This window comes from Sphingomonas azotifigens NBRC 15497 (assembly GCF_002091475.1).
GTDB lineage: Bacteria > Pseudomonadota > Alphaproteobacteria > Sphingomonadales > Sphingomonadaceae > Sphingomonas > Sphingomonas azotifigens.
On sequence record NZ_BCTR01000001.1, the window covers coordinates 298,566 to 321,436 of the forward strand.

Here is a 22,871-nt window from a genome sequence, read left to right on the forward strand (position 1 = left end):
GCGGTGCAGCCGCGTCCTCGAACAGGCTAGGCCAGGAACGACGGCGCCAGCAAGCGCGATCGGCGCTCGCGCGCCGGGGCCCCTAACGCTTGCCGCTGCGCCGCATCGGCATGGCGTCGATCGTTTCCTCGAGCGCGGCGGCAGCGATCGGCCGGGACTGGCGCAGCTTCACCCCGCCATCCTTGCCGATCAGGACGACCATGAAGCCGGTGTCGGGCAGGCGGTAGCGCCGGCGCAGCCGCGCCGCGGTGTCGCTAGCGCCCACTACCGTCTCGCCCTGCACTTCGACGAGAACGAGATCGCGCTCGGCCGCACCGGTCCGCCAGCGCTGGAGGATCCGGCGCTGGGCCAGCAGCGATGGATCGTGCGCACCGGATGCGCGGACGAGCAGCACGCGCTTCTCCCACCGCATCGCGGCGACGTCGGTGGCCGGCGCCGCCAGCAGCGACAAGAGGAGGAGCGGGTGGAGCACCATCAAGTTCCACAACGCCCCGGCCGGCACGATGTTTCGTCGCCGCGCCGCCGACCTTCGCGATCAAAGCCAGCCATTGGCCCGCGCTGTGCGGCCTGCCTCGATCCGGTTCGCCGCGCCCAGCTTGGCCGCCGCGTCCGACAGGTAGTTGCGCACGGTGCCCGGGGACAGGCCCAGGCGGCTGGCGATGTCCTTGTTGGACAGGCCTTCCTCGGCGAGGCGCAACGCATCGCGCTCGCGGTCGGTCAGCGGATCGCTGCCGGCTTCCCAGGCGGCGGCGGCGAGTTCGGCCGGGATTACCCGGCCGCCGGCGGCTACCGTGCGGATTGCCGCCGCGAGCGATTCAATCGGCGCGTCCTTGAGCAGATAGCCGCGCACGCCGGCCGCCCGCGCGCGGGCGAGATAGCCCGGCCGGGCGAAGGTGGTGACGATCATCACGGAGGTCCGCGCCCGTTCCGCCGCCAGCGCCTGTGCGCAATCGAGCCCGGTGCGCCCGGGCATCTCGATGTCGGTGAGCAGGATGTCGGGCTGCAGCGTCCGCACCAGCGCCAGCGCCGCATCGCCATCGGCAGCGCGACCGACGATGGCGAAATCGGGCTCGAGCGCCAGCAGCGCGGCGATTGCCCCAAGCACCAGCGTCTGGTCCTCGGCAAGGACGATCCGGATCGCGCTCATGCCGGGACGCTCGCCTCGAGGCGGGTCCCGGGCCCGAGCGCCCGCAGCTCCAGCCGCCCGCCCGCCGCGGTCAGCCGCTGGCGCATGCCGCGCAGCCCATTGCCCTCGCGGAAGGACAGGCCGACGCCGTCATCCTGCACCACCAGCCGCGCATTGCCCGGGCCCGCCTCGAAACCGATCGCGCAGCGCCGGGCGCCGGCATGGCGGATCACGTTGGTGACGGCTTCGCGCAGCGTCATCGCCAGGATCGCACCCGCATCGGCCGGCACGGTGCCGGGGTCGCCGGTGACGATCGGCTCGATCCCCGCGGTCTCCAGCGCAGCGAGCGACGCCGCCGCCTCGGTCGCCAGCGTGCCGCCCAGCTGCCCGGTGAGCGCCGCCCGCACCTCGGCCAGCCCCGAGCGCGCCGCCGCCGCGATCGCCTCCAGCTCCGCCTTGGCCGTCGCGGGATCGCGGTCGATCAGCCGCACGCCCAGATCGGCCTTGAGCGCCACCAGGGTCAGCGTCCGTCCGACCACGTCGTGCAGGTCACGGGTGATCCGCTCGCGCTCGGCGGTGCCGGCAAGGCGGCGCACTTCCTCCTGCGTTGCGAGCAGCGCCTGGGTCCGCTCGACAAAGGCGGTCTGCGACACCGTCAGCACACCGGTCATCACCACGAACAGCACGCCGGGGGCGAACCACAGCACGGGTTGCCCAAGCACGATTCCCGTCACCGCAACGACAATAGCGATGGCGGCGGTCCCCAGCAGGGCCTGGCGGCGCGGCGCGACCCGACCGATCGTCGCCGCGCCGTAGATCGCGAAGGTCGTCCAGCCCAGCGGGAGCGGTGCCACCGCCACGCTGATCGCCAGCATCGCCCCGGCCGTCACCAGCAGCCGCCATCCACGCAGCCGGAAGGCGATGAAATAGATCGGCAGGAAGGTGCCGATAGCCACCGCGGCGCACAGGATGGTCGCGGCGCTCGGCTTGGCCCACAGCCACGGGAACGGCACGAAGATCAGATAGGCGAGCCACGGCCAGCGAACGTCGCGCCATCGATCATAGGGCGTCTGCATGGCGCCAGCTTCGTGGATGTCGGGCCGGGCGGTCAAGCGGGACTGCGCCGCCAGCCGGTCCAGGCCCAGGCCGCCCCCGCGACCGTCATCGCCAGCACCGCCGCGCCGTGTATCCCGGGCGTGCCGATCGTGTCGGCGCCGATAATCCACCGCGCGAGCTGGCCGAGATGATAGGAGGGCGTCCAGGCACCCACCATCTGCATCCACCCGGGCAGCAGCCGGCTCGGCACCCACAGGCCGCCCAGCACCGAGCAGCCGAGGAACAGCGCGTTGGCGACCGCCACCGCACCCTTGGCGGTCATCCGCATCCCCATGCCGAAGCCGATCAGCGCGAACGGAACGGCCGAGGCGAGATGGAGCAGGGTCAGCAGCGCCCAAGTAGCAGGGGACAGCCGGACGCCGGCGACGATCGACAGGGCGTCGATCAGCATCAGCGCGAACGCGGTGGTGACGATCGCCGCCGCCAGCTTGGCCGCCACATACGCCCCTGCGGGCATCGGCGACACGCGCTTGAGCTCGATCAGCCCCTGTTCGCGCTCCACCGCCACGCCGGCACCGAAGCCGAACAGCGCCGGGCCGGTCGCCGCGAACACGCCATAGCCGGCGAGCGTCGCCGCGGCGAAGCCGGGCGCGGGATCGTGCGGCAAGGCGAGCGTGAAGAGCGCATAGAAGCCGGCCGGGGTCAGCACCGTCGGCAGTAGGAATTGCGGCAGGCGCAGGCTGCGCTTGACCTCGGTCAGCGCCTCGCGGTGCCAGACACCGTCGGGAAGGGCGAGGGCGGTCATGCGGCGATCCTCTGCTCGGTCGGCGTCAGCAGCGCGGCGATTGCATCCTCGAGCGTCGCATCGGCGATCCGCAATGCCGAAAGCTCGGGATCGGCATCGAGCAGCGCTCGGGTGGTGGCCGCCGCATCGGCGGTGACGATCCGCAGATCCGCCCCGTCCATCGCCGCATCGCGCGCCGCCGGCAGCAGCGCCGCGGCGGGCGGCACCAGGCGGCTGCGGCAACGGATCACCGATCCGCCTGCGCGCGCCCGCAACGCCGCGGGGGTATCGTCGGCGACGATCCGGCCGGCCTCCATCACCAGCACCCGGTCGGCCAGCGCATCGGCCTCGGCAAGGTCGTGGCTGGTCAGCAGCACCGCGACGCCGCTGTCGGCGAGATCGCGTACCGTGCTCCACAAGGTGCGTGCCGATCCCCGGTCCATCGCGGCGGTCGGTTCGTCGAGCACCAGCAGGTCGGGGCGGCCGCAGATCGCCAGCGCATATTGCACCCGCCGCGCCTGGCCGCCCGAAAGCGTGCCGCAGCGGCGGTCGGCGAGATCGCCGATCCCGGCAAGCGCCAGCACTTCGTCGAGCGGTCGCGGATCGGGGTAGTAGCCGGAATGCAGCGTCACCAGCTCGCCGATCGTCAGCACGTCGGGCAGCCCGGCGCTCTGCAGCATCACCCCCAGCCGGCGCCGCGCGGCGGGGCGGCGCGGGTCGAGGCCGAACAGCGTCGCGCTGCCCGCATCGGGCGCCAACCGGCCGGTCAGCAGCGCGACCGACGTGGTCTTCCCGGCGCCGTTCGGGCCGAGCAGTGCGGTCACTTCGCCGGCGCGAAGCACGAGGTCCAGCGCGGGAAGCACGGTTCTGCCACCCAGCCGCTTCGATACCTGCGACAATTGGGCAACGGCGGCGAGATCGTCTGGCATCGGTCGATTCCCTTGAAGAACGACCTTGTTTTGCGGCGGAGGCAGGCGTTCGCACAGTGACAGATGTCACCCGCCCGGCATGTCATCGGGCAGGGCGACGCGCGCCGCCGCCCGCCCGCCACAGCGCCTATTTCGCCAGCGCCGTCAGCACGCTGCGATAATAGGTGATCGACGGTGCAATCTCGCTCAGCGGCGACTTCTCGTTCAGCCCATGGGCGAAGCTCTGGCCCGGCGTGACGAACATCGGACTGATCCCATAGCTGGGCACGCCCTTGGCCCGGAACCACATCGAATCGCTGGCACCCGTGCTCATGCCCGGGACCACCGCCACGCCGGGGAAGCGGGCGTGGATCGCGCTGGTCACCGCCCCCATCAGGTCGGCACGCAGCGGCGAGGCCGGACTGGCGACGGTGCCGCTGTCGAGCGTGCGGATGGTGAGACCGGGCTCTGCCGCCGCCTTGACCAGCGTTTCGCGCACCGCCTCCACCGGCGTGCCCGGGAAGATGCGGCAATTGATGTTGGCGGTGGCACGCTGGGGCAGGGCATTGGTGGCATGCCCGCCGCTCAGCATTGTCGCGACGCAGGTCGTGCCGGTCTGCCCGATCAGGCTGGGCTCGGCGCGGAGTGCGTCAAGCGCCTCGGCATCCTGCGGGTTGGCGAGGAACCGGCGGATCATGGCGGCGCGCGCCGGTTCGGCCTGCGCCACCTCGGCTTCCCAGCTGGCGCGGGTGATCGCGTTGATCTCGCCGGGGAAAGCGTACGCCTCGATGCGGGTCAGCGCATGGGCGAGCGCGTAGATGGCGTTGTCACGCCGCGGCGCGCTCGAATGGCCGCCGGCATTGGTGACGGTCAGCTCGAAATCGGCATAGGTCTTCTCGGCGCCGTCGATGCCGTAATAGGTCGGCTTGCCGGCTGCATCGAGCGCGCCGCCGCCGCCGTCGACGTTGAGCAGCATCTCGCCATCGGCGAAGCGATCCGCCATCAGCGCGGTCGTTTTCATGCTGGTTTCCTCGTCGCCGGAAAGCAGCAGCACGATGTCGCGGGCCGGACGGAAACCGGTGCGCTTGAGGTCGATCAGCGTCGCGACCATCGTCGATAGGTCGTACTTCATGTCGGCCGCGCCGCGACCATAGATCATGCCGTTCTCGATCACCGCGGTGAACGGATCGCGCGTCCAGTCGGCGGGCTTGGCCTCCACCACATCCATATGGCCGGAGATCAGCAGCGGCTTTGCCCCGCCCTTGGCCTTGCCGGTGCCGCGGTAGCGGGCGACCAGATAGGCGGTGTCGCCCACCGGCACGATCTCGACGTCGCTATCGGCAAAGCCGCCGGCGACCAGCACCTGCTTGAGATAGGCGGCATAGGCCGGCGTCTGGTTGCCCGGCCCCGCAACGGTGCGGAAGGCGATGCCGCGCTTGAGCAAGTCGAGCGCCTGGGCCTCGGCCTGGGGGTGCTGCTGGGCGTGCGCGGCACCGCTCCCGGACGCCAAGGCAAGCGCCGCCATGGCCACGTGAAGACAGAACCGCATGCAAATCCCCCCGATGGATCATGGATTCAGCAGCGTAGCGCGTGCGAAGCACGCGTCAATCGCCGCCGCCGGGCACACGCTTGGCAAGGCCCCCGTCGCCGCGTTCGATGTTGCCGCCGCGATTCCGCCCCCCCATAAGCGGCCATGGCTCTCGACTCCGACCGCCGGACCCTGATCGCCGGGCTCTTCGTTGCCGGTCTCGCCGCCGGCGGGGCAGGCGGGCATGGCGGACGACGTGCCCGTACCCCCGGCATTGCGATCACCATCGACGATTTCGACCTCACCGACACGCCAGTCTTGCGCGGCGAGGATCGCGATACGGCGATACGGGCCGCGCTGCAGCGCCACCAGGTCAAGGCCGCAGGGTTCGTCGCCGGGAAATATGTCGACGAAAAGCTTGCGCCGCGCGTCCTTCGGCGCTGGTCCGACGACGGTCATATCCTCGGCAATCACAGCTTCTCGCACCGGTCCTTCGACGCGCAGCAGCCGGACGCGCTGATGGACGATATCCTGAAGTGCGAACCCCTGCTGTCCGGCTATCCCGGTTTCCGCAAGCTGTTCCGATTTCCCTATCTTGCCGAGGGCAAGACAGCGGAGGCACGCGACGGCATGCGCGCGCTGCTCGCGCGCCATGGCTACCGCAACGCCCCGGTGACGATCGATACCTCGGACTGGTACATCGACAACCGGTTGAAAGCGCGCCTGCAGGCCAATGCCGGCAGCGCGATTGCACCGTATCGCCGCTTCTACCTCGATCATCTCTGGGACCGCGCCACCTTCTACGACGGCCTCGCCAACGCGCTGTTCGGCCATTCGATCGATCATACCATCCTGCTGCACCATCGCCTGACCACGGGACTTTTTCTCGGCGACGCCCTGGCGATGTTCAGGGCGCGCGGCTGGCGCCTTGTCGATGCAGAGAAGGCGTTCGCTTCCCCGGTGCTTCGGATGCAGCCGAACACGTTGCCCGCAGGACAAAGCCTGGTGTGGGCCGCAGCCAAGGCAGACGGGCGCTTCGACAAGCTGTTGCGCTATCCCGGCGAGGATGGCGACTATGAAGCCCCTCGCATGGACGCGCTGGGATTATAGGCCATCGGTCCCGATGGGACGCCTGTCACTCCCGGTGCCGTTCCGCCATCCCGCCGGTTGCGCGTCGAGGACCGGCCGCGCATGCTTGCTGCCGGTGGTGCTCGTTCGGGAGAGAAGATGTGTCGTGGCTCCGATGTGTCCTGGCTTCTCTGCTCGCAATCCCCCTCGCTGGCGCGGCCTGCGCGCAGAGCGGCAAGCCCGCCGCGGCGCCCGAGAAAGCGGTGCTTCCCAAGAACGAGCGACCGGGTGTCTGGCAGCCGACAGAAGGGGGTGTTCAGATCCCGCTTTGGTCGCCGGACACGCCCTTGGAAAAGCCGGACTCGGGCGATCGTCCGGAGGGCCTCGGGAACGGTACCGGCCTTGTGACCGGACGCCCATGGCATTGGGCGAGCTACGTTACCCGCCCTACCATGACCGTGTACCGCCCGAAGGGCCGCAACAGCGGGGCGGCATTGCTGGTGCTTCCGGGCGGCGGATTCGAAGTCCTTGCGCTCGACCTGGAAGGCACGGAAATCTGCGATTGGGCGGTGCAGCGAGGCATGACCTGCGCCGTGTTGAAGTACCGCGTGCCGCAACTATGGCCGACGGAGAACGGCAAGCAACGGCGCCCCAAGATCCTTCTGGGTCTGGAAGACGCGCAACGTGCGATGGGCCTGCTACGACAGCAGGCACCGTCCTATGGCATCGATCCCCACAAGATCGGCGTCATCGGCTTCTCGGCAGGGGCCTATCTCGCGGCGAGCATGAGCAACACCGACGCACGCACCTATCCGCTCGCCGACGCCGCCGATCACCAATCGCCGCGCCCCGATTTCGCCATCGTCGCCTACACGGCGCGCATGCTCGACGACAGCAAGGGCAGGAACAGCCTCGAACTCAAGCCTTGGGTGACGATCAGCCCGAAGGCACCGCCGACGCTGATCCTGCACGCCATGAACGACCCCATGGATGCCGTTCGGCAACCCTTGGCCTACGCGCTGGCACTCAGCGATGCAGGCGTCCCCGTCGATATCCGCATCTATGCCACGGGCGGCCACGCGTTCGGGATGCGGCCAACCGCCGATCCGATCTCCCGCGAATGGCCGGGACAGGTCCAGCAATGGCTGCAGAACCTGGGCCTGCTGTGACGCGGTTCGGGTCGCTCGGCCTTCCTGCCTTTGCCACCCAGCAATACGTCCAGAGCAGAGAGCTGATAACAAGGATTATGTTAACTTTCAGGGCGGGGCGGGTTTCTCCGCCCCGCACTTGCGCCTACCAATTCACGCCAAGACGCGCGTACAGATAGCGTCCGTTGAAGCCGAACGGCGAATAGGACGGGAAGCCCACCACGCCGGTCGAGTTGTTCGTCGCGATGGTGCGGTCCGGATAGACGTCGAACAGGTTGCTCGCGCCGATCGCGATCTGGGCACCTTTGCGCGGCTCGTAGCGCAGCTCGAGATCGCTGATCAGATGCTGGCCGGTGTGGATATCGGCTGCCGGCGTGGTGCCCGGCTGGTTGACGTCGCCATAATAGGTCTCGCGCAGCGTCAGGCCGATCGGGCCCCTGGCCCAGTCGATCGTGCCGGTCACCTTTTCGCCCGGGGTGCCCTGCTCGATCGTCAGCACACGGCTGCGCGCGAACAGCACCGGCGCCGGGTTCACCGTCGCGGTGCTCGTCGGCACGCGGGTCACGACGATCTCGTTGACGTTGCCCGCCAGCGTGAAGTCGAACGCGCCCGCCGTATCGGTCGGGTTGCCGATCCGGTAGTGCGCCACCGCGTCGATTCCGCGGGTGCGCGAGCGCAAGCCGTTGATGAAGAAACGCGCCGAGGGCACGTTGAACGGCGCAAGGATCGCCGCCACCTGCGGGCTGAAGCTCGACTGGATGTTCTCCGACAGCGCCAGCTGGTCGCGGAGGCGAATCTCATAGGCATCGACGCTCAGGTCGAAGCCGCCGGCGCGGATCACCGTGCCGAACGAGATATTGGTCGACTTCTCCGGCTGGAGGGGCTTGCCACCCAGCGCCTGCGCCACCGGTGCAACCGAGGGGAAGGTGCCGGTGAGGACCGGCGTGCCGTTCTGCACGACCTGCGCGACCGACGTGAAATATTGCTGCTGCAGGCTCGGCGCGCGGAAGCCGGTCGAGACGGTGCCGCGCAGCGCGAACCATTTGGCGATGTCGTACCGCGCCGAGACCTTGCCGTTGGCGGTATCGCCGAAGTCCGAATAATGCTCGCCACGCACCGCGACGTCGACCAGCAATGCCTGCGTTACCTGCGCTTCGAGATCGACATAGCCCGACACGCTGCGGCGCGAGCGCTGGATGGCGTTGACCGGCGCGAAGCCACCAAAGCCCTGCGCGCCCGGCGACTGCCCGGCGACCGCACCGGTCTCCGGCACGTCGTAGGAGGCGCGCTCGCCCGGGGTGATCTTGTAGCCCTCGCGGCGCCCCTCGGCACCGAAAGCGAGGTTGAGCGACTGGAGCACATCGAACTTGCGCCGCACGTCGAGCCCCGCGACCCACTGGTCGAAGATCACCGCGCCGTCGTAGAAATCCTTCGGGCTTGCCGCGCCGTACGCATAGTTGGCGGAGTTGCGGGTGCGATAGGCGATCTTGTTGCGGCCATAGCCGACGTGCAGATCGACGCCCCACGCCCCGACATCGCCCTTCACGCCCACCGCTCCCACGGCATTGGTCGACTTGGTGTTGATGATCGGCAGGAAGCCGTTCGGATAGCCGACCAGCGTCGTCGTAGCACTTGCCAGGCGCGGAAACGCCGCGCTGCGGGTGTCGCGATCCTGATAGCTGCCCCAGCCATAGAGGCTGAAGCCCCCGCCAATGCCCTTCCCGGCATTGATCGTGCCGGTATATTGCTCGACCTGCGGATCGCCGAAGCGGCCGGTCACCTGGGTCGGCGTCACGCGCGGGTCGAAATCGGCACGGTTGGTCGGCTTGCGGTTCACATATTCGCCGGTGATCGTGACGAACCCATCCGAACCCAGGCCGAAGCCCTGCCAGGCGGAGGCAGTGAAGGTCGGCTCGCCGGTGGTGCTGCGACTGCCGCGCGCGGTGTTGATGTCGGTGTGGTAGATGCCGTAGGTCGCGGACGCCGCGCCGCCCGAGCGGGCCTCGCGCAGGCGCAGGTTGATCACGCCGGCGATCGCGTCCGAGCCATATTGCGCCGAGGCACCGTCGCGCAGCACCTCGATGCGCTCCAGCGCCGCGGTGGGAATGGTGTTGAGGTCGACCGCCGCCGAGCCGCGCCCGACCGAGCCATTGACGTTGAGCAGTGCCGAGCTGTTCACGCGCACGCCGTTGACCAGCACCAGCACCTGGTCAGGCGAGAGCCCGCGCAGCGTCGCCGGGCGGATCGCATCGGTGCCGTCGGTGGCAGAGGGGCGCGGGAAGTCGATCGACGGGGCGACCGCGGCGATGGCCGCGCCCAGCTCGGTGGTGCCCTGGCGGCTTAGCGCCTGGCTGCTCAGCACGTCGACCGGCGACGCGGTATCGAGCCGCGACCGGCCCACGGTGCGGGTGCCGGTGACGACGATCTCGTCGCCGCCACCTTGCTGGGCAGCGTCGGCCTGAGGCGCGGCGCTCTCCGCCTGCTGCGCACGCGCCGCTGTGGAAGCGATCGCGACGGCGGCGGCCGAGACCAGCAGTGCCTGGCGGAATCTACCCATGTTCATCCCCTTCGTTGTTTTCTCGTCAACGCCGCATTTCCCATCTTCGGAGTAGGAATGCAGGAAAGAAAAGGTTCGGGGCGGCCAAGCGCCGGTAGCGGCGGGTCAGAGCAGTTCGGCCACGTCCTCGAACTGTGCGTTCGCACGACGCTGCAATGCCTCGGCGCGACGGCGGAAGGCCGCGGCAACGATTGGATTTCCGCACGAAGCGGCGCGGGCGCGCTCTTCCTGCGCACGGCGTTCGAAGAAGGCGCGCGAACTCGGCATGGCGATTCTCCGGGAGAAGGATGCCGCGCTCGGCGGTCTCGCTGGGTTCAACCCGTGCCCGGCGCGTTTCGTTCCGCAGCGATCGCCGCCAGCGCTTCGGCGAGCGCGTCGAACACCGCGCGGTATCTGGCGCCGTGGCGCAGGTCCTCGTGCATCACCACCCACATGCGCAGCGGCAGCTGGAACGCGTCCGTGAGGATCGGTACCAGCGCCGGCTCGCGCCGCGCCGCCACGGTCTGGCAGATGCCGATGCCGAAGCCGGCGCGGATCGCCGCGAACTGGGCGGCATCATTGTCCACCCGCAGCGCGAACGAGGCGCGGTCGAACCCCGGGAGATACTGCATCGCCGCGCGGATGAACGGCGTCTCGGTGTCGAAGCCGATCAGGTCGTGCCCGTGCAGATCGGCCAGCGTGGCGGGGATGCCGCGCCGCGCCAGATAATCGCGATGGGCATGGAAGCCGAGCACCACGCTGCCCACCGGCCGCGCGAGCAGCGCCTGCTGCACCGGCTCGGTCATGCGGACGGCAATGTCGGCGCGGCGTTGCAGCAGATCGTCCAGGGCGTCGGACAGCGACAGCTCGAACACCAGCCCCGGATAGGCCTGGCGCAGCCGGGCGAGGATCGCCGGCATGTGCAGCACGCCCACCGCCTGGCTGGCGCTGATCCGCACCACCCCCTCGGGCAGATCCGGGCGGCCGTGCGCGGCCCGCTGCAGTGCTGCGGCGGCCGAGACCAGCGCATCGGCATGCGGCTGGAGCGCGAGTGCATGATCGGTCGGCGACAGGCCACGCTGCGATCGCACGAACAGCGTGGCGCCGGTCGCCGCCTCCAGCGCGTCGATATGCCGGGCGATGCTCGGCTGGGTCATGCCGAGCGCACGTGCGGCGGCCGACAGCGATCCTTCGCGCAGCACCGCGGCGAAGCTGCGGTAGAGGTCCCAGCTCGGCTCCATGCTCACCTATTTCCGTATATCAGGTCGCCGCAGTTAGGCAATTTTCCTTCCACGTCACCAGCGGCACATCGGCTCCACAACATATGGAGGCGAACATGACGAAACGAACGGCCCTGATCCTCGGCGCGACCGGCGGCATCGGGGGCGCCATGCGGCAGCGCTTGCTGGCGGGCGGCTGGCACGTGAAGGCACTCACCCGGAAGCCATCGCCGTCGCTCGAAGGCTGCGAACAGCTTGTCGGCGATGCGCTCGACCCGGCGGCGGTGCTGGCCGCCGCGCGCGATGCGGAGGCGATCGTCCACGCCGTCAACCCGCCCGGCTATCGCAACTGGGCGACGCTGGTACTGCCGATGATCAACAACACCATCCGCGCCGCCGTGGCGACCGGCGCACGAATCGTCCTGCCGGGCACCGTCTATAATTTCGGCCCCGACGCTTTCCCGATCCTCGACGAGGAGGCACCGCAGCATCCGCAGACCCGCAAGGGCGCGATCCGGGTGGAACTCGAACAGCGGCTCCGGCTGGCGGCGGAAACCAGCGCGGCGAAGGTGCTGATCGTCCGCGCCGGCGACTATTTCGGTCCGGGCGCGGCCAACAACTGGTTCGGGCAGGCCATGGTGACGGCCGGGGCCCGCCCGCGGGTGATCCGCCTGCCCGGTCGGCGGGGCGTCGGCCATCAATGGGCCTATCTGCCCGACGTCGCCGAGACGATGGCGCGGCTGCTCGACCATCCCGCCCTCCCCGCCTTCGCCCGCTTCCACATGGATGGGCATTGGGATCCGGACGGGCGGCAGATGGCGGAAACCACCGCGCGCATGCTCGGCGATCCGGCGGTGCCGATCCGGCCCCTGCCCTGGTGGCAGCTGCGCCTCGCCGCGCTCGCCATGACCACCCCGCGCGAGCTGATGGAGATGCGCTATCTTTGGGAGCAGCCGATCCGGCTGTGCAACGCGCGGCTGGTCGAAACGCTGGGCGCCGAGCCCCGCACGCCGCTCCCTGCGGCGATCGCGGCGACGCTCGACGGTCTTGGCTGTCGATAGGCGGGAACGTCAGGCGAGGGTAAGGTACAGCTCGGCTTCGATGAGCCACGTCGTCCCGTGCATCCGCCACTTGGCGGTGTAGCTGCCGCTCGCCTGCACGCTTCCGTCGCCGGCGGAAACGCCCTGCCATGCGCCATGTTCGAATGCGATCGGGGCGATCGGCGAGACCTGGATCGCCTCGGGCAGGCGGCTGTAGAGGGTGCGCTCGCGGGCAGCGAATTCGCGCTTCCACGCCTGGAGCTGGGCCTTGCGCCCGTGGATCACCGCGCTGTCGGTGCCGGCGACCAGCACGACGTCCGGCGCGAGCAGCGGCCCGATCGCGGCAAGATCGCCCGCCGCGAGCGCGCGGTTGAAGGCGGCGCGGGCCGTGCGGATGGCGAGCTCTGGTCCAGCGTGCATCGCCGCCCTCTATCCCGTCCAGCCTATACGCGCAAAGCTGCATGCCTGCGGTGAAGCGAAGGCACCGGGCGACGGATTGCCAGCCGTCCGCGCGCGTGTAGAGTGCGGCCCCACGATCTAACGCCCTGATCTGGAGAGTTTCCTTTGGCGCTCAAGCACATCCTCCTTGCCTCCACCCTGTCGATCGCGGCGATCGCCGCCCCCGCCCTCAGCCGCAAGCCCGACCAGACCGCGCCCGCCGCGCCCAGCGCCGAGGCGACCCGTTATGGCAGCTGGGGCTTCGACATCGCCGGCATGGACCGCAGCGTGAAGCCCGGCGATGACTGGTATCGCTTCGTCAACGGCAGCTGGACCGATCGCACCACGATCCCCGACGACCGCTCCACCTACGGCGCCTTCATCGTATTGCGCGACCTTTCCGAAATGCGGCTGCGCAGCCTGATCCAGGGCTATAGCCCCACCGACACCGCCAATCCGGATCGGCGCAAGGCGGCGATCCTCTATCGCGACTTCCTCGACGAGGCAGCGATCGAGAAGCGCGATGCGCAGCCGCTGGTCGAACGGCTCCAGCCGATCCGTGCCGCGAAGACCAAGGCGGCGCTGGCGCAGTCGATGGGTGCTTCGTTCGGCGGGTTCGGTGCCAGCTTCTTCGGCGTCGGCGTCAGTGACGATCCCAAGCAGCCCGATGTCTATGCGCTCAGCCTGCGCCAGTCGGGCCTCGGCCTTGGCGATCGCGAGCTGTATCTGGATCCGAAGTTCGCGCCGCAGGTGGCGCGCTACCGCCAGTATGTCGCCCAGCTGCTCGGCATGGCCGGATGGCCCGACGCCGCCGGCGCGGCCGACAAGGTCGTGGCGATGGAAACCCGCATCGCCCAGGCGCACTGGACCCGCGCGCAGAGCCGCGACCGCGACAAGACCTATAACCCGGTGACCATCGCCGAGCTGAAGGCGCAGGCACCCGGCTTTGCCTGGGATCCGTTCTGGCAGGCCGCCGGCCTTACCAAGGCGAGCCGCGTGATCGTCGCGCAGAACAGCGCGGTACCGAAGATCGCCGAGGTCTTCGCCGACACCGATCTCGATACGCTCAAGGCCTGGCAGGCCTTCCGCATCGCCGACGACATCGCCCCGATGCTGTCGAAGCGCTTCGCCACCGCCCAGTTCGATTTCCGCTCGAAGTTCCTCAATGGCCAGCCCAAGGAGCGTGAGCGCTGGAAGCGCGCGGTCTCGTTCACCGAACGCGCGATCGGCGAAGGTGTCGGGCGGGACTATGTCGCTCTCTATTTCCCGCCCGAGAGCAAGGCGAAGATGGACGTGCTGGTCGGCAATCTGCGCGTGGCGCTTGCCGGCCGCATCAAGAACCTCGCCTGGATGAGCCCGGCAACCAAGGAGCAGGCACTCGCCAAGCTGCAGGGCTTCACCGTCAAGGTTGGCTATCCGAGCAAGTGGCGCGATTACACCAAGCTCGACGTGCGCCCCGGCGATCTGGTCGGCAATGCCGAGCGCGCCGGCCGCTTCGAATGGGACTATCGCCGCAACCGGCTGGGCGGCCCGGTCGACAAGGCCGAGTGGGGCATGACGCCGCAGACGGTCAACGCCTACTACAACTCGGTGAAGAACGAGATCGTGTTCCCGGCGGCGATCCTGCAGCCGCCCTTCTTCGATCCCAAGGCCGACGACGCGGTCAATTATGGCGGCATCGGCGGCGTGATCGGGCACGAGATCAGCCACGGCTTCGACGACCAGGGCCGCAAGTCGGACGGCAACGGCGTGCTGCGCGACTGGTGGACCGCCGAGGATGCGACCAAGTTCGAGGCGCAGGCGGTGCGGCTCGGCGCGCAATATGAGGCGTACAGCTTCGAGGGGCTGCCCGGCGTCCACATCAACGGTCGCGCCTCGATGGGCGAGAATATCGGCGATCTCGGCGGCGTGATGATCGCGCTCGACGCCTATCACGCCTCGCTCGGCGGCAAGCCGGCGCCGGTGCTCGACGGGTTCACCGGCGACCAGCGCTTCTTCCTCGGCTGGGGCCAGGTGTGGCGCACGCTGTTCCGCAACGAGGCGCTGCGCCAGCAGCTGGTCAGCGATCCGCACTCGCCGGGGCAGATCCGTGCGGTGAACCCGCTGCGCAACGTCGATGCCTGGTATGCTGCCTGGAACATCGATCCGAGCCAGAAACAGTATCTGGCCCCGGCCGACCGGGTCCGGATCTGGTAAGCGGAAATGGTCACGAGGCGGCCGGAGGGGGGGTATCCTCCGGCCGCCCTCCGGGGGGGACTAGAAGTCGATCCGCACCGAAGCGCTGACCGTGCGGCCGTTGATCGAGCGCGCCCGGACGATGCCGTTCGCAGGGATCGCGCCTTCCTCGGCTTCGGTGAAGCCGCGCACGTTGAACAGGTTGTTGGCGTTGAGCGATAGCAGCAGCTTCGGCATCGGCCGGAACTGCGCAAAGGCGTTCACCTGGGTATAGCCCGGCAGCTTGAGCTGGTTGTTGTCCTGCGCATAGCTGCTGGTCGTGCCGATCACGTTGGCGCCGATCGCGGCGCGGCCGAGTTCGACCTGCGGGGTCGCCTGGAAGATCAGGCTCGCCTGGCGCCGCGGCGTGTTGCCGACCGATGCCGGGTTGAGCGCGTCGGCGACGATGCGGGAATGGGTCCAGGTGGCGCCCGCGGTCAGGCTGAACGGCCCCTGCCGCACCGCGCCGTCGAACTCGAGGCCATAGGCGCGATAGGTCCGGTCGATGAACACCTGCCGCGTCGCCTCGTAATTCTGCTCCTCGGTCCGCGCCCAGAAGCCGGTGAGGTTGAGCGTCAGCGGCCCTTGCCGGTACTTCACGCCCAGTTCCGCCTGGTTGACGAAGTCGACCGCCGCTGCGGCGCTGACCAGATGGCCGTCGGTGGTGCTCACCGCGGGGCCGAACAACAGCCGGTCGGCATTGGCGCGGCCGCCGCGGCTGTAGCGCGCGAACACCGACATATAGTCGACGAAGCGATAGTTGATGCCCGCCGAATAGCTCCAGTAATGGTAGCTGTAATTGATCGGGGCCGGACTGGTCAGCGGGATCACCGCGACGCGCGTCTCGGCATCGGAGATCACGCCGTCGCCATTGATGTCGCGGCTGGTGGTGCCGACCCGGCCGCCGCCGAGATCGGCGCCGGCGATCGAGCCGCTCGCATCGCCGAAATCATAGCGCACGCTGCCGCCGATCGACACCTTGCCGACCTGATAGTTGAGCGAGGCGAACGGCGCGTTGACGTTATAGTCGACCTTGTAGCTGCGCCGGCAGCATCCGCCGAAATAGGCGGCGCTATAGCCGTAGAAGCCGTCCTGGGTGACCGCCGTGCCGTTCGCGCGGCGGACATTGACCAGCGCTGCATCGCCCCCGCCGCGTACGTCGGTGAGGATCGAGGTCCACAACCAGTCGGTATCGATCGTCTGGCGCGACTTGTAGAAGCCGGCGGTGGCGGTGAGCTTGCCGGTGCCGACGTCGAACGCGCGGCTGGCGCGCAGGTCGTTGGTGATGTTGTCGAGGCCGTTGAGCTTGGTGTCGAACACCACGATCTGCGCGAGCAGGCCGTTGCCGTTGAGCCCGGCGAGGTCGGTGATCGCCTTGCCGGCATTCGGCCCGCTGGCATAGGCGAGCGTCGCCCCCGCCCCGCCCATCGAGGTCGCGATCGCGCTGGCGCTGTCCACCGAAGCCGGGAAGTTCGCGATGAAGCGGCCGGAAATGTCCGAATAGCGGAAGCGATCGGTAACCACCCAGCCGGCCAGCGTCGTCTCGCCCTCGAAGCCGATCGACTTGACCAGCGGATGCTGCCCGTCGCGGACATCGTCGGTAACGAGGTTGTTGTTGCCGTCCAGCGTCACATTGCGGGTGAAGTTCGGCGTCAGCAGCTGGTCGCGGTTCGAGCGGAAGTTGGGCAGGTCCTGATAGGTCGGGTTGGCGTTGGTGCCGGTCACCCGCACCGGCATCGGCAGATAGCCCACCGCGCGATCGTCGAGAAACTTGCCGTAGAGCCGGATATGGCCGCCGGTGAATTCCTTGGTGACGTTGAACTTGAACTGGCCGCCCTTGTTGCCGTCATAGCCGATGCGGCGCGGGCCGGTGCCCTGGCGGTAAAAGCCACCCATATGGAAGCGCACGCTGTCCGTGAGCTTGGCGCCGTAATCGAAGTCCAGGCGATAGTCCTTATAGTCGAGGCCGGTGCTCGCCTGCACCGCGCCGCCTTCGGTGTCGCCGGTCTTGGAGATCATGTTGATCACGCCGCCCGGCGAGTTCGACGCGAAGGTCGAGGCCGAGCCGCCGCGGATCGATTCCACCTGCGCGAGGTTGAGGTCGGCGCGCAGGAAGATGTCCGCATTGCCGAAGGTGATGTCGCCGAATTCGAGTACCGGCAGCCCGTCTTCCTGCAGCTGCAGGAACTTGGCGCCGCCCGAGGCGATCGGCAGGCCGCGGATCGAGATATTGGCGTTGCCCTCGCCGCCCGAGCTTTCCGAGCGGATGCCCGGCAGGCTGCGGAAGATTTCCGCGACCGAGCGCGGTGCCGCCTTCTGGATGTCGTCGGCCTTGAGCGAGCTGGTCGAGACCGCGGTGTCGAGCCGGTCGCGGCCGCGTGCCACGGCGGTCACCACGATTTCGGTGTAGCTGGATGCCTCCGCCTCCTGGGGCGGCGTCGCGTCCTGCGCCAAGGCGGGGACGCTGGGGACTGCCAGCATGCTGCCGATCAGCAGCAGCCGGCGAACGCGGTTGGCGCGCACAGACATGGCCATAAGCCTCTCTCCCGGTACCGGGCCCTCCTGCTCGGGGCCCTTCACCACTGGTTGTATCTCGCATTGCAATCGATTGCAACAAGCCTCGTATTTGTCCGTAGCGGTCCGATCTTGCGGTTTCCTGCGAACCGGCTCAAACCGATGCGGTGAGCAACGACGCACCGCCCAGCGACCGGCCAGCCCGTACGCTTGCCGACCTTGCCCGCCTGGCAGGGGTTTCCGCCGGCACCGTTTCGCGCGCCCTGACCAACAGCAGCCTGGTCAATCCGGAGACGCGCCAGCGCATCCAGGCGCTCGCCGCCGCCCATGATTTCCGCGTCAACCAGATGGCGCGACGGCTGCGCACGCAGAAGACCGGCGTGATCGGCGTGGTGGTGCCGCTGGGGCATGAGCGGCGCCAGCATCTCTCCGACCCGTTCTTCATGACCATCCTCGGCCATCTCGCCGACGCGCTGACCGAAAACGGCTATGACGTCATGCTCTCCCGCATCATCCCCGATGCCGAGGACTGGCTGGAGCGGATCGTCGATTCGGGCATGCTCGACGGCGTGCTGTTGATCGGCCAGTCGGACCAGTTCGAGGCGATTGAGCGCGTCGCCCGGCGCTATCGTCCGCTGGTCGCCTGGGGCAGCTGTCAGCCGGGGCAGGTGCATTGCACGGTCGGCACGGAGAACATGACAGGCGGCAGGCTGGCGGCCGAGCATCTGATCGCCCGCGGCGTGCGCCGCATCGCCTTTCTGGGCGAGCTGCGCGCCCCCGAGCTGCGCGAGCGCTTCGAAGGCGTCCGCGCCGCCACCGAAGCGGCCGGGCTGCCCGAGCCGCTCCAGCTCGACACCCATCTCGCCTCCGAGATGATGGAGCAGGAAATCGCCGCCCATCTTGTTCGCCACCTCGCCCGGATCGACGGCATTGCCGCAGGATCGGACATGATCGCGATGACGACGCTGCGCGTGCTCGCCGACCAGGGCATGACGGTGCCCGGCGACGTGCCGGTGGTCGGCTATGACGACCTGCCGCTCGGACTGCAGACGGTGCCGCGGCTGACCACCGTCCGCCAGGACATCGCCCGCGGCGCACGGGCGATGGTGGAGCGGCTCTTCGCCCGCATCGCCGGGCAGGACGCGCCGTCGCTGGTGATGCCGCCGGAGCTGGTCGTGCGCGACTCCGCCTAAGGCGCGATGGCGACGCGATCGCCGTCGAACACCAGGTGGAAGAACGGCGCCGGCGTGCCGCCGAACCGGCGGCGGCGCCCGGCCGGATCGGCAAGCGCCGCCGTGTCGCCGGGGCCGACGCCCGGATAATCGACAAAGCTCAGCACCATGCCCTCCCCGGTCACCCACCAGCAATAGGCCTGGGTCGGCGCCTCGGGCGGATTGGCGGCGACCAGCCCGGTGCCGTTGACCGGCCGCCACGGGCCCGCCATCGCGTCCGCCACCATCGCGTAAAGCCCGGTCGGCGCGACAAGACCGGCAGCGAAGCGCCGCGCCTGGGTGCTCCAGAACAGATAGTAGCGGCCGCCCTGCACGACGATATGCGGCCGTTCGAGCTCGCTGTTGACGCCTATGGCGGCGAGAAGCGGCGCCTCCGCTTGCCACGCCCCATCCTGTCGCCGGGCCATGCCAATCACGCCGTTGACCCGATCCTTGCTCCAGGCGGCGTTGGCGGTGAACAGCACATAATCGGCGCCATCGGCGGGGTCGCGGAAATAGCCGGGATCGCGAAAACCCTGGATGCCGTGCGGCGGCGCGACCGTCTCGTTCGCCACCGTGTACCACGCGCCGTCCGCAGCGACGATTTCCTCGGGCACCGACCAGTCGGCGAGCATCGCGGCCCCACCGTCGCACAGAAAGCGCCCGCGACTGGCGAACAGCCGCTGCTCAAAGCTGATTCCGGCGCCGCGCCGGCCAGCCGCGGTGAAATACTGGGTGAGCGTGACGCCGTCCGCGTCGAGAACCGCCGAGCCGGACCATTCGCGTGCGCCGGGGGTGAAGCCGTCCGGAAACGCATCGCCATGGTCGTGCCAGCCGGTCGCGCCATGGCTGGTCAGGCGGATCCGCGCGACGTCATGCCGGCCCTCCGGATCGTCGAGCCGCGGCGCCGCGAGGAAGAACCACCAGCTGCGTCCGTCGCGCAGCACGGTGCGGCCATCGGCATCTGCGATCGGCCACATGTCCCACAGGTCCATGCCCGCCACCGGGGAGGTCGCGCCGGGCGCGAGCACCGGCAGCGCGGCGCCGGTCTGCGTCGCGATGCCGGCAACGGCGTCACGCGTCCATTCTGCCCATGGCCTCATGCCGGCCTACGCTCGCGAACGGTCCAGACGGCGAGCGCCGCGCCGAACAGCAGCAGCCCGCACAGGCGCAGCACGTTGCGCGCATCGCCGCCCAGCAGCGGTTCGTACAGGAAGGGCAAGGTAACCGAGAAAAGCAGCATCGGGATAACGATCATCATGTTGAAAATGCCCATATAGACGCCGGTCCGTGCGGGCGGGATCGATCCGGCGAGGATCACATAGGGATTGCCCATCATGCTGGCCCAGCCGAGCCCGAGCCCGATCGCCGGCACGAACAGCAACGCCTTTTCGTGCACCTGCGGGAGCCACAACATGCCGAGCCCGGCGCACACCAGGCAGAGCGCGTGCAGCCGCGCCGCGCCGATGCGCCGGGCGATCGGCACCATCGCAAAGGCCGCGACGAAGGCGACCGCGTTGTAGAAGGCGGCGATCTCGCCATTGGTCAACACCGCGGTGCGGAAGCCCGGTGCGGTCGATTCCGCCGTGCCATAGACCGAGCGGGCGATGGCGAGGATGACATAGGTCCAGTACGCCATCATCGCATACCATTGGAACAGGCTCATCAGCGCGAGCTTGCGCATCGCGACCGGCATGTCGCGGATCGCCGCGGCGATCTCGCCGAGCGTCGCCGCGAGCGATTTCGGCTGCGCGGCGATATGCGCACGCTCGGCCGGGGTCAGCGGCAGTTCGGGCACGCGCAGCACCGACCAGAGGATCGTCCCCAGCGCCAGCACCGCGCCGACCATGAAGGCGATCCGCGCCGTATAGGGAATGTGGTGCGCGTCGACCCAGTCCTGGCTCATCCCCGCCCAGACGAGCAGCGACGGCGTGAGGAAGGCGAGCATCTGCGCCAGCCCGGTAAATGCGCTCTGGGTGAGGAAGCCGAGACCATGCTGGCTTGGATCCAGCCGGTCCGAGACATAGGCGCGATAGGGCTCCATGGTAATGTTGTTGCCGCCATCGAGCAGCCAGAGCAGCGACACCGCCATGACGATCGAGCTGCTGAGCGGCATCAGGAACAGCCCCAGCGCGCACAGCACCGCGCCGGCGAGGAAATAGGGCGTGCGACGCCCCCAGCGACTGTCGGTACGGTCGCTCATCGCGCCGATGAGCGGCTGCACGAGCAGCCCGGTCATCGGGCCTGCCAGCTGGAGCAGCGGCAGTGAGGCCTCCGAGGCGCCGAGATAGGAGTAGATCGGCGCCATGTTGCCCTGCTGCAGCCCGAAGCTGAATTGCAGACCCAGGAAGCCCAGGTTCATCTCCAGGATGCGCCACAGGGACAGGCGCGGCTTGCTACCGCCGGGGTTCATCGTCGCGCCTCTCCGCCAGACCGTTTCGGTTCTCGCATGCCTTATGGCGCAAAATGCGGACAGGAACAACAATCGATTGCAATACCATGTTGCGTCAAACCGGACGAAAAAGGGCGCCCGCGATCGCGGACGCCCTTTTCCGGAACCGGCTGCCTGCGTGCCAGCAGCCGCTCCGTTACCGAACGGGAGCCGGTATTTACATGCCGTTGTGCAGATTGGTGTCGGCGTCGTGGGTGCGCATGTCCTTGGCCTTTGCGTCACCTTCGGCGCGGACGGCATCGGCCTGGTTCTGCAGATTGTCGTGCGCGGCGTCGGTGCTGGCGTTGCTGGCCTGCGCCTCCAGATTGTCCGCGACGTTCTCGGCATTCGCTTCGATATTGTCGGCAGCCTGTTCGCGCGGCGTGTTGTTGCAGGCCGAAAGCGCGATCAGGCCGGCGGCAGCGCCGAGCACGAGCATCTTCTTCATCTTCATTGCCCTTTTCTTGGTTCAGTCGAAAAATCGTTGCGGAAACGCGTTGGGAGCGGAAATCAACGACGTCGCGCTTTGTTCCGAACGGCACGCGACAAACGGGATGAACCGAACCCGCGCAGGAACCGCCAAGAAACCATGTGATCCGACAATCTTCTCTCGTCACTGAGACTTAGACCATGAGCATCGTTCCTTGGAGTGCTTCTGCATGGCTATCTCTCCCACCATCGTCCTCGTCCACGGCGCCTGGGCCGACGGATCGAGCTGGCAGCGCGTGATCCCGATCCTGCTCGAAGCAGGACATCGCGTGATCGCGGTGCAAAATCCCACCCAGTCGCTCGCGGGCGATGTCGCCGCCACGCAGCAGGCGCTCGACAGCGTCGAAGGGCCGGTCGTGCTGGTCGGCCATAGCTGGGGCGGCGCCGTCATCACCGAGGCCGGCAACGATGCCAAGGTGAAGGCGCTGGTCTATGTCGCCGCCTTTGCGCCGGCGGCGGGCGAGGCGCTGGGACCGCTCGTCGGCAAATATCCGAACCCACCGGCGCTCGGCAAAATCCAGGATGACGGCAAGGGCAATCTGACGCTCAGCGCCGAAGGCTGGATCGAGGATGTCGCCAACGACCTGCCCGAGGCCGAGGCGCGCGTGCTTGCGGTCGTCCAGCCGCCGCTGCCGTCCAGCACCTTCGGCGACGTGATCGGCCAGGCCGCCTGGGAGACCCGCCCGAGCTGGTATCTGGTGTCGACGCAGGACCGGGTGGTCAGCGTGGAGCTCGAGCGCGAATTCGCCGCGCGGATGAAGGCGACGACAACCGAACTCGCCGCCGGCCATCTCTCGCTGCTGTCACAGCCCCAGGCGGTGGCGTCGGTTATCCTCGAAGCGGCGGCCGCGATCGCCTGAGCGCCAGGGCGGCCTTCTTGCCGGAAGTAGGTCGCCTAGCGCGTCACGAGGGCGCGTTCGAGCGCGTCCGATCCGTCGAACCGCTCGTCGCCCAGGAAGATCACCGGGGTGGTGGCGACGCCGAACTCGTCCTTCACCGCCTCGACTTCCTCGCGCGTGCGCAGCACCCGGTCGTCGATGCTGTAGCCGCGCTCGAGCAGGAGGTCGCGGGCATGCAGCCCGAACGGGCAGACATGGTCCGGCAGCACCATGCGATACAGGGTTGCTTGCTTCTCGTCCGCCATGCCAATCTCCTTGTAA

At 68.7% G+C, this 22,871-nt stretch carries 21 protein-coding genes; 6 read left to right on the forward strand and 15 right to left on the reverse strand.

The annotated features are described in order from the left end of the window. Positions 1–82: 82 nt before the first annotated feature. The 6 genes from SAZ01S_RS01220 to SAZ01S_RS01245 form a co-directional block, all read right to left on the reverse strand. Positions 83–475: a DUF4174 domain-containing protein gene (locus SAZ01S_RS01220; RefSeq protein ID WP_084579211.1), complete on the reverse strand. Its 393-nt coding sequence runs from the start codon at positions 473–475 to the stop codon at positions 83–85. Positions 476–535: 60 nt separating this feature from the next. Then, positions 536–1,147 carry a response regulator transcription factor gene (locus SAZ01S_RS01225; RefSeq protein WP_084579213.1) on the reverse strand — a complete coding sequence of 204 codons (612 nt, stop codon included), beginning with the start codon at positions 1,145–1,147 and terminating at the stop codon, positions 536–538. Further along, on the reverse strand, positions 1,144–2,238 hold the full coding sequence (locus tag SAZ01S_RS01230) for a sensor histidine kinase (protein WP_139809874.1): 1,095 nt from the start codon (positions 2,236–2,238) through the stop codon (positions 1,144–1,146). Before SAZ01S_RS01230 ends, SAZ01S_RS01225 begins: the two co-directional genes overlap by 4 nt. After that, positions 2,235–2,987, reverse strand: a complete 753-nt coding sequence (locus SAZ01S_RS01235; RefSeq protein WP_084579217.1) for an ABC transporter permease — start codon at positions 2,985–2,987, stop codon at positions 2,235–2,237. Before SAZ01S_RS01235 ends, SAZ01S_RS01230 begins: the two co-directional genes overlap by 4 nt. Beyond that, the gene (locus SAZ01S_RS01240; RefSeq protein WP_084579219.1) at positions 2,984–3,895 is read right to left on the reverse strand and encodes an ABC transporter ATP-binding protein; all 912 of its coding nucleotides are present in this window, start codon (positions 3,893–3,895) and stop codon (positions 2,984–2,986) included. The genes SAZ01S_RS01235 and SAZ01S_RS01240 overlap by 4 nt, the downstream gene beginning before the upstream one ends. A gap of 127 nt (positions 3,896–4,022) precedes the next feature. Beyond that, positions 4,023–5,423, reverse strand: a complete 1,401-nt coding sequence (locus tag SAZ01S_RS01245) for a M20/M25/M40 family metallo-hydrolase (RefSeq protein WP_084579221.1) — start codon at positions 5,421–5,423, stop codon at positions 4,023–4,025. 144 nt (positions 5,424–5,567) lie between these two features. Between SAZ01S_RS01245 and SAZ01S_RS01250 the strand changes: the two genes are divergently transcribed. Together SAZ01S_RS01250 and SAZ01S_RS01255 are read left to right on the forward strand one after the other, a co-directional pair. Beyond that, complete coding sequence (locus tag SAZ01S_RS01250; protein WP_084579223.1) at positions 5,568–6,512, forward strand: polysaccharide deacetylase family protein; 945 nt, start codon at positions 5,568–5,570, stop codon at positions 6,510–6,512. Positions 6,513–6,922: 410 nt separating this feature from the next. Beyond that, on the forward strand, positions 6,923–7,639 hold the full coding sequence (locus SAZ01S_RS01255) for an alpha/beta hydrolase (protein WP_245824475.1): 717 nt from the start codon (positions 6,923–6,925) through the stop codon (positions 7,637–7,639). A 124-nt stretch (positions 7,640–7,763) separates the two neighbouring features. On the opposite strand, the gene SAZ01S_RS01260 is transcribed toward SAZ01S_RS01255, so the two are convergent. The 3 genes from SAZ01S_RS01260 to SAZ01S_RS01265 all read right to left on the reverse strand — a co-directional run bounded on the left by SAZ01S_RS01260 (position 7,764) and on the right by SAZ01S_RS01265 (position 11,395). Then, positions 7,764–10,175 (reverse strand): TonB-dependent receptor plug domain-containing protein, encoded by a 2,412-nt coding sequence (locus tag SAZ01S_RS01260; RefSeq protein ID WP_139809876.1) that lies wholly within the window; start codon positions 10,173–10,175, stop codon positions 7,764–7,766. A gap of 105 nt (positions 10,176–10,280) precedes the next feature. Further along, positions 10,281–10,442: a hypothetical protein gene (locus tag SAZ01S_RS23900; RefSeq protein WP_167693025.1), complete on the reverse strand. Its 162-nt coding sequence runs from the start codon at positions 10,440–10,442 to the stop codon at positions 10,281–10,283. A gap of 47 nt (positions 10,443–10,489) precedes the next feature. Further along, on the reverse strand, positions 10,490–11,395 hold the full coding sequence (locus SAZ01S_RS01265) for a LysR family transcriptional regulator (protein WP_084579321.1): 906 nt from the start codon (positions 11,393–11,395) through the stop codon (positions 10,490–10,492). A 95-nt stretch (positions 11,396–11,490) separates the two neighbouring features. Between SAZ01S_RS01265 and SAZ01S_RS01270 the strand changes: the two genes are divergently transcribed. Further along, positions 11,491–12,435, forward strand: coding sequence for an NAD-dependent epimerase/dehydratase family protein (locus tag SAZ01S_RS01270; RefSeq protein ID WP_084579319.1), 945 nt, complete (start codon positions 11,491–11,493; stop codon positions 12,433–12,435). A gap of 9 nt (positions 12,436–12,444) precedes the next feature. Here the strand turns inward: SAZ01S_RS01270 and SAZ01S_RS01275 are convergent, their stop codons facing one another. Beyond that, on the reverse strand, positions 12,445–12,834 hold the full coding sequence (locus SAZ01S_RS01275; RefSeq protein WP_084579227.1) for a nuclear transport factor 2 family protein: 390 nt from the start codon (positions 12,832–12,834) through the stop codon (positions 12,445–12,447). A gap of 144 nt (positions 12,835–12,978) precedes the next feature. On the opposite strand from SAZ01S_RS01275, the gene SAZ01S_RS01280 reads away from it, so the two are divergent. After that, positions 12,979–15,048 (forward strand): M13 family metallopeptidase, encoded by a 2,070-nt coding sequence (locus tag SAZ01S_RS01280; RefSeq protein ID WP_084579229.1) that lies wholly within the window; start codon positions 12,979–12,981, stop codon positions 15,046–15,048. 60 nt (positions 15,049–15,108) lie between these two features. On the opposite strand, the gene SAZ01S_RS01285 is transcribed toward SAZ01S_RS01280, so the two are convergent. Further along, positions 15,109–17,595 (reverse strand): TonB-dependent receptor domain-containing protein, encoded by a 2,487-nt coding sequence (locus SAZ01S_RS01285; RefSeq protein ID WP_084579322.1) that lies wholly within the window; start codon positions 17,593–17,595, stop codon positions 15,109–15,111. Positions 17,596–17,747: 152 nt separating this feature from the next. Between SAZ01S_RS01285 and SAZ01S_RS01290 the strand changes: the two genes are divergently transcribed. Continuing rightward, on the forward strand, positions 17,748–18,773 hold the full coding sequence (locus SAZ01S_RS01290; RefSeq protein WP_084579231.1) for a LacI family DNA-binding transcriptional regulator: 1,026 nt from the start codon (positions 17,748–17,750) through the stop codon (positions 18,771–18,773). On the opposite strand, the gene SAZ01S_RS01295 is transcribed toward SAZ01S_RS01290, so the two are convergent. The 3 genes from SAZ01S_RS01295 to SAZ01S_RS01305 all read right to left on the reverse strand — a co-directional run bounded on the left by SAZ01S_RS01295 (position 18,770) and on the right by SAZ01S_RS01305 (position 21,670). Beyond that, positions 18,770–19,894: a glycoside hydrolase family 68 protein gene (locus tag SAZ01S_RS01295; RefSeq protein WP_084579233.1), complete on the reverse strand. Its 1,125-nt coding sequence runs from the start codon at positions 19,892–19,894 to the stop codon at positions 18,770–18,772. The two genes, SAZ01S_RS01290 and SAZ01S_RS01295, sit on opposite strands and share 4 nt — an antisense overlap. Continuing rightward, positions 19,891–21,204, reverse strand: coding sequence for an MFS transporter (locus SAZ01S_RS01300; RefSeq protein WP_084579235.1), 1,314 nt, complete (start codon positions 21,202–21,204; stop codon positions 19,891–19,893). The genes SAZ01S_RS01295 and SAZ01S_RS01300 overlap by 4 nt, the downstream gene beginning before the upstream one ends. A 196-nt stretch (positions 21,205–21,400) precedes the next feature. After that, the gene (locus tag SAZ01S_RS01305; protein ID WP_084579324.1) at positions 21,401–21,670 is read right to left on the reverse strand and encodes a hypothetical protein; all 270 of its coding nucleotides are present in this window, start codon (positions 21,668–21,670) and stop codon (positions 21,401–21,403) included. 211 nt (positions 21,671–21,881) lie between these two features. Between SAZ01S_RS01305 and SAZ01S_RS01310 the strand changes: the two genes are divergently transcribed. Continuing rightward, positions 21,882–22,571 (forward strand): alpha/beta fold hydrolase, encoded by a 690-nt coding sequence (locus SAZ01S_RS01310; protein WP_084579237.1) that lies wholly within the window; start codon positions 21,882–21,884, stop codon positions 22,569–22,571. A gap of 35 nt (positions 22,572–22,606) precedes the next feature. On the opposite strand, the gene SAZ01S_RS01315 is transcribed toward SAZ01S_RS01310, so the two are convergent. Then, a complete protein-coding gene (locus SAZ01S_RS01315; protein ID WP_084579239.1) occupies positions 22,607–22,855 on the reverse strand; it encodes a glutaredoxin domain-containing protein in 249 nt (82 codons plus the stop codon). Between the last annotated feature and the right edge of the window lie 16 nt (positions 22,856–22,871).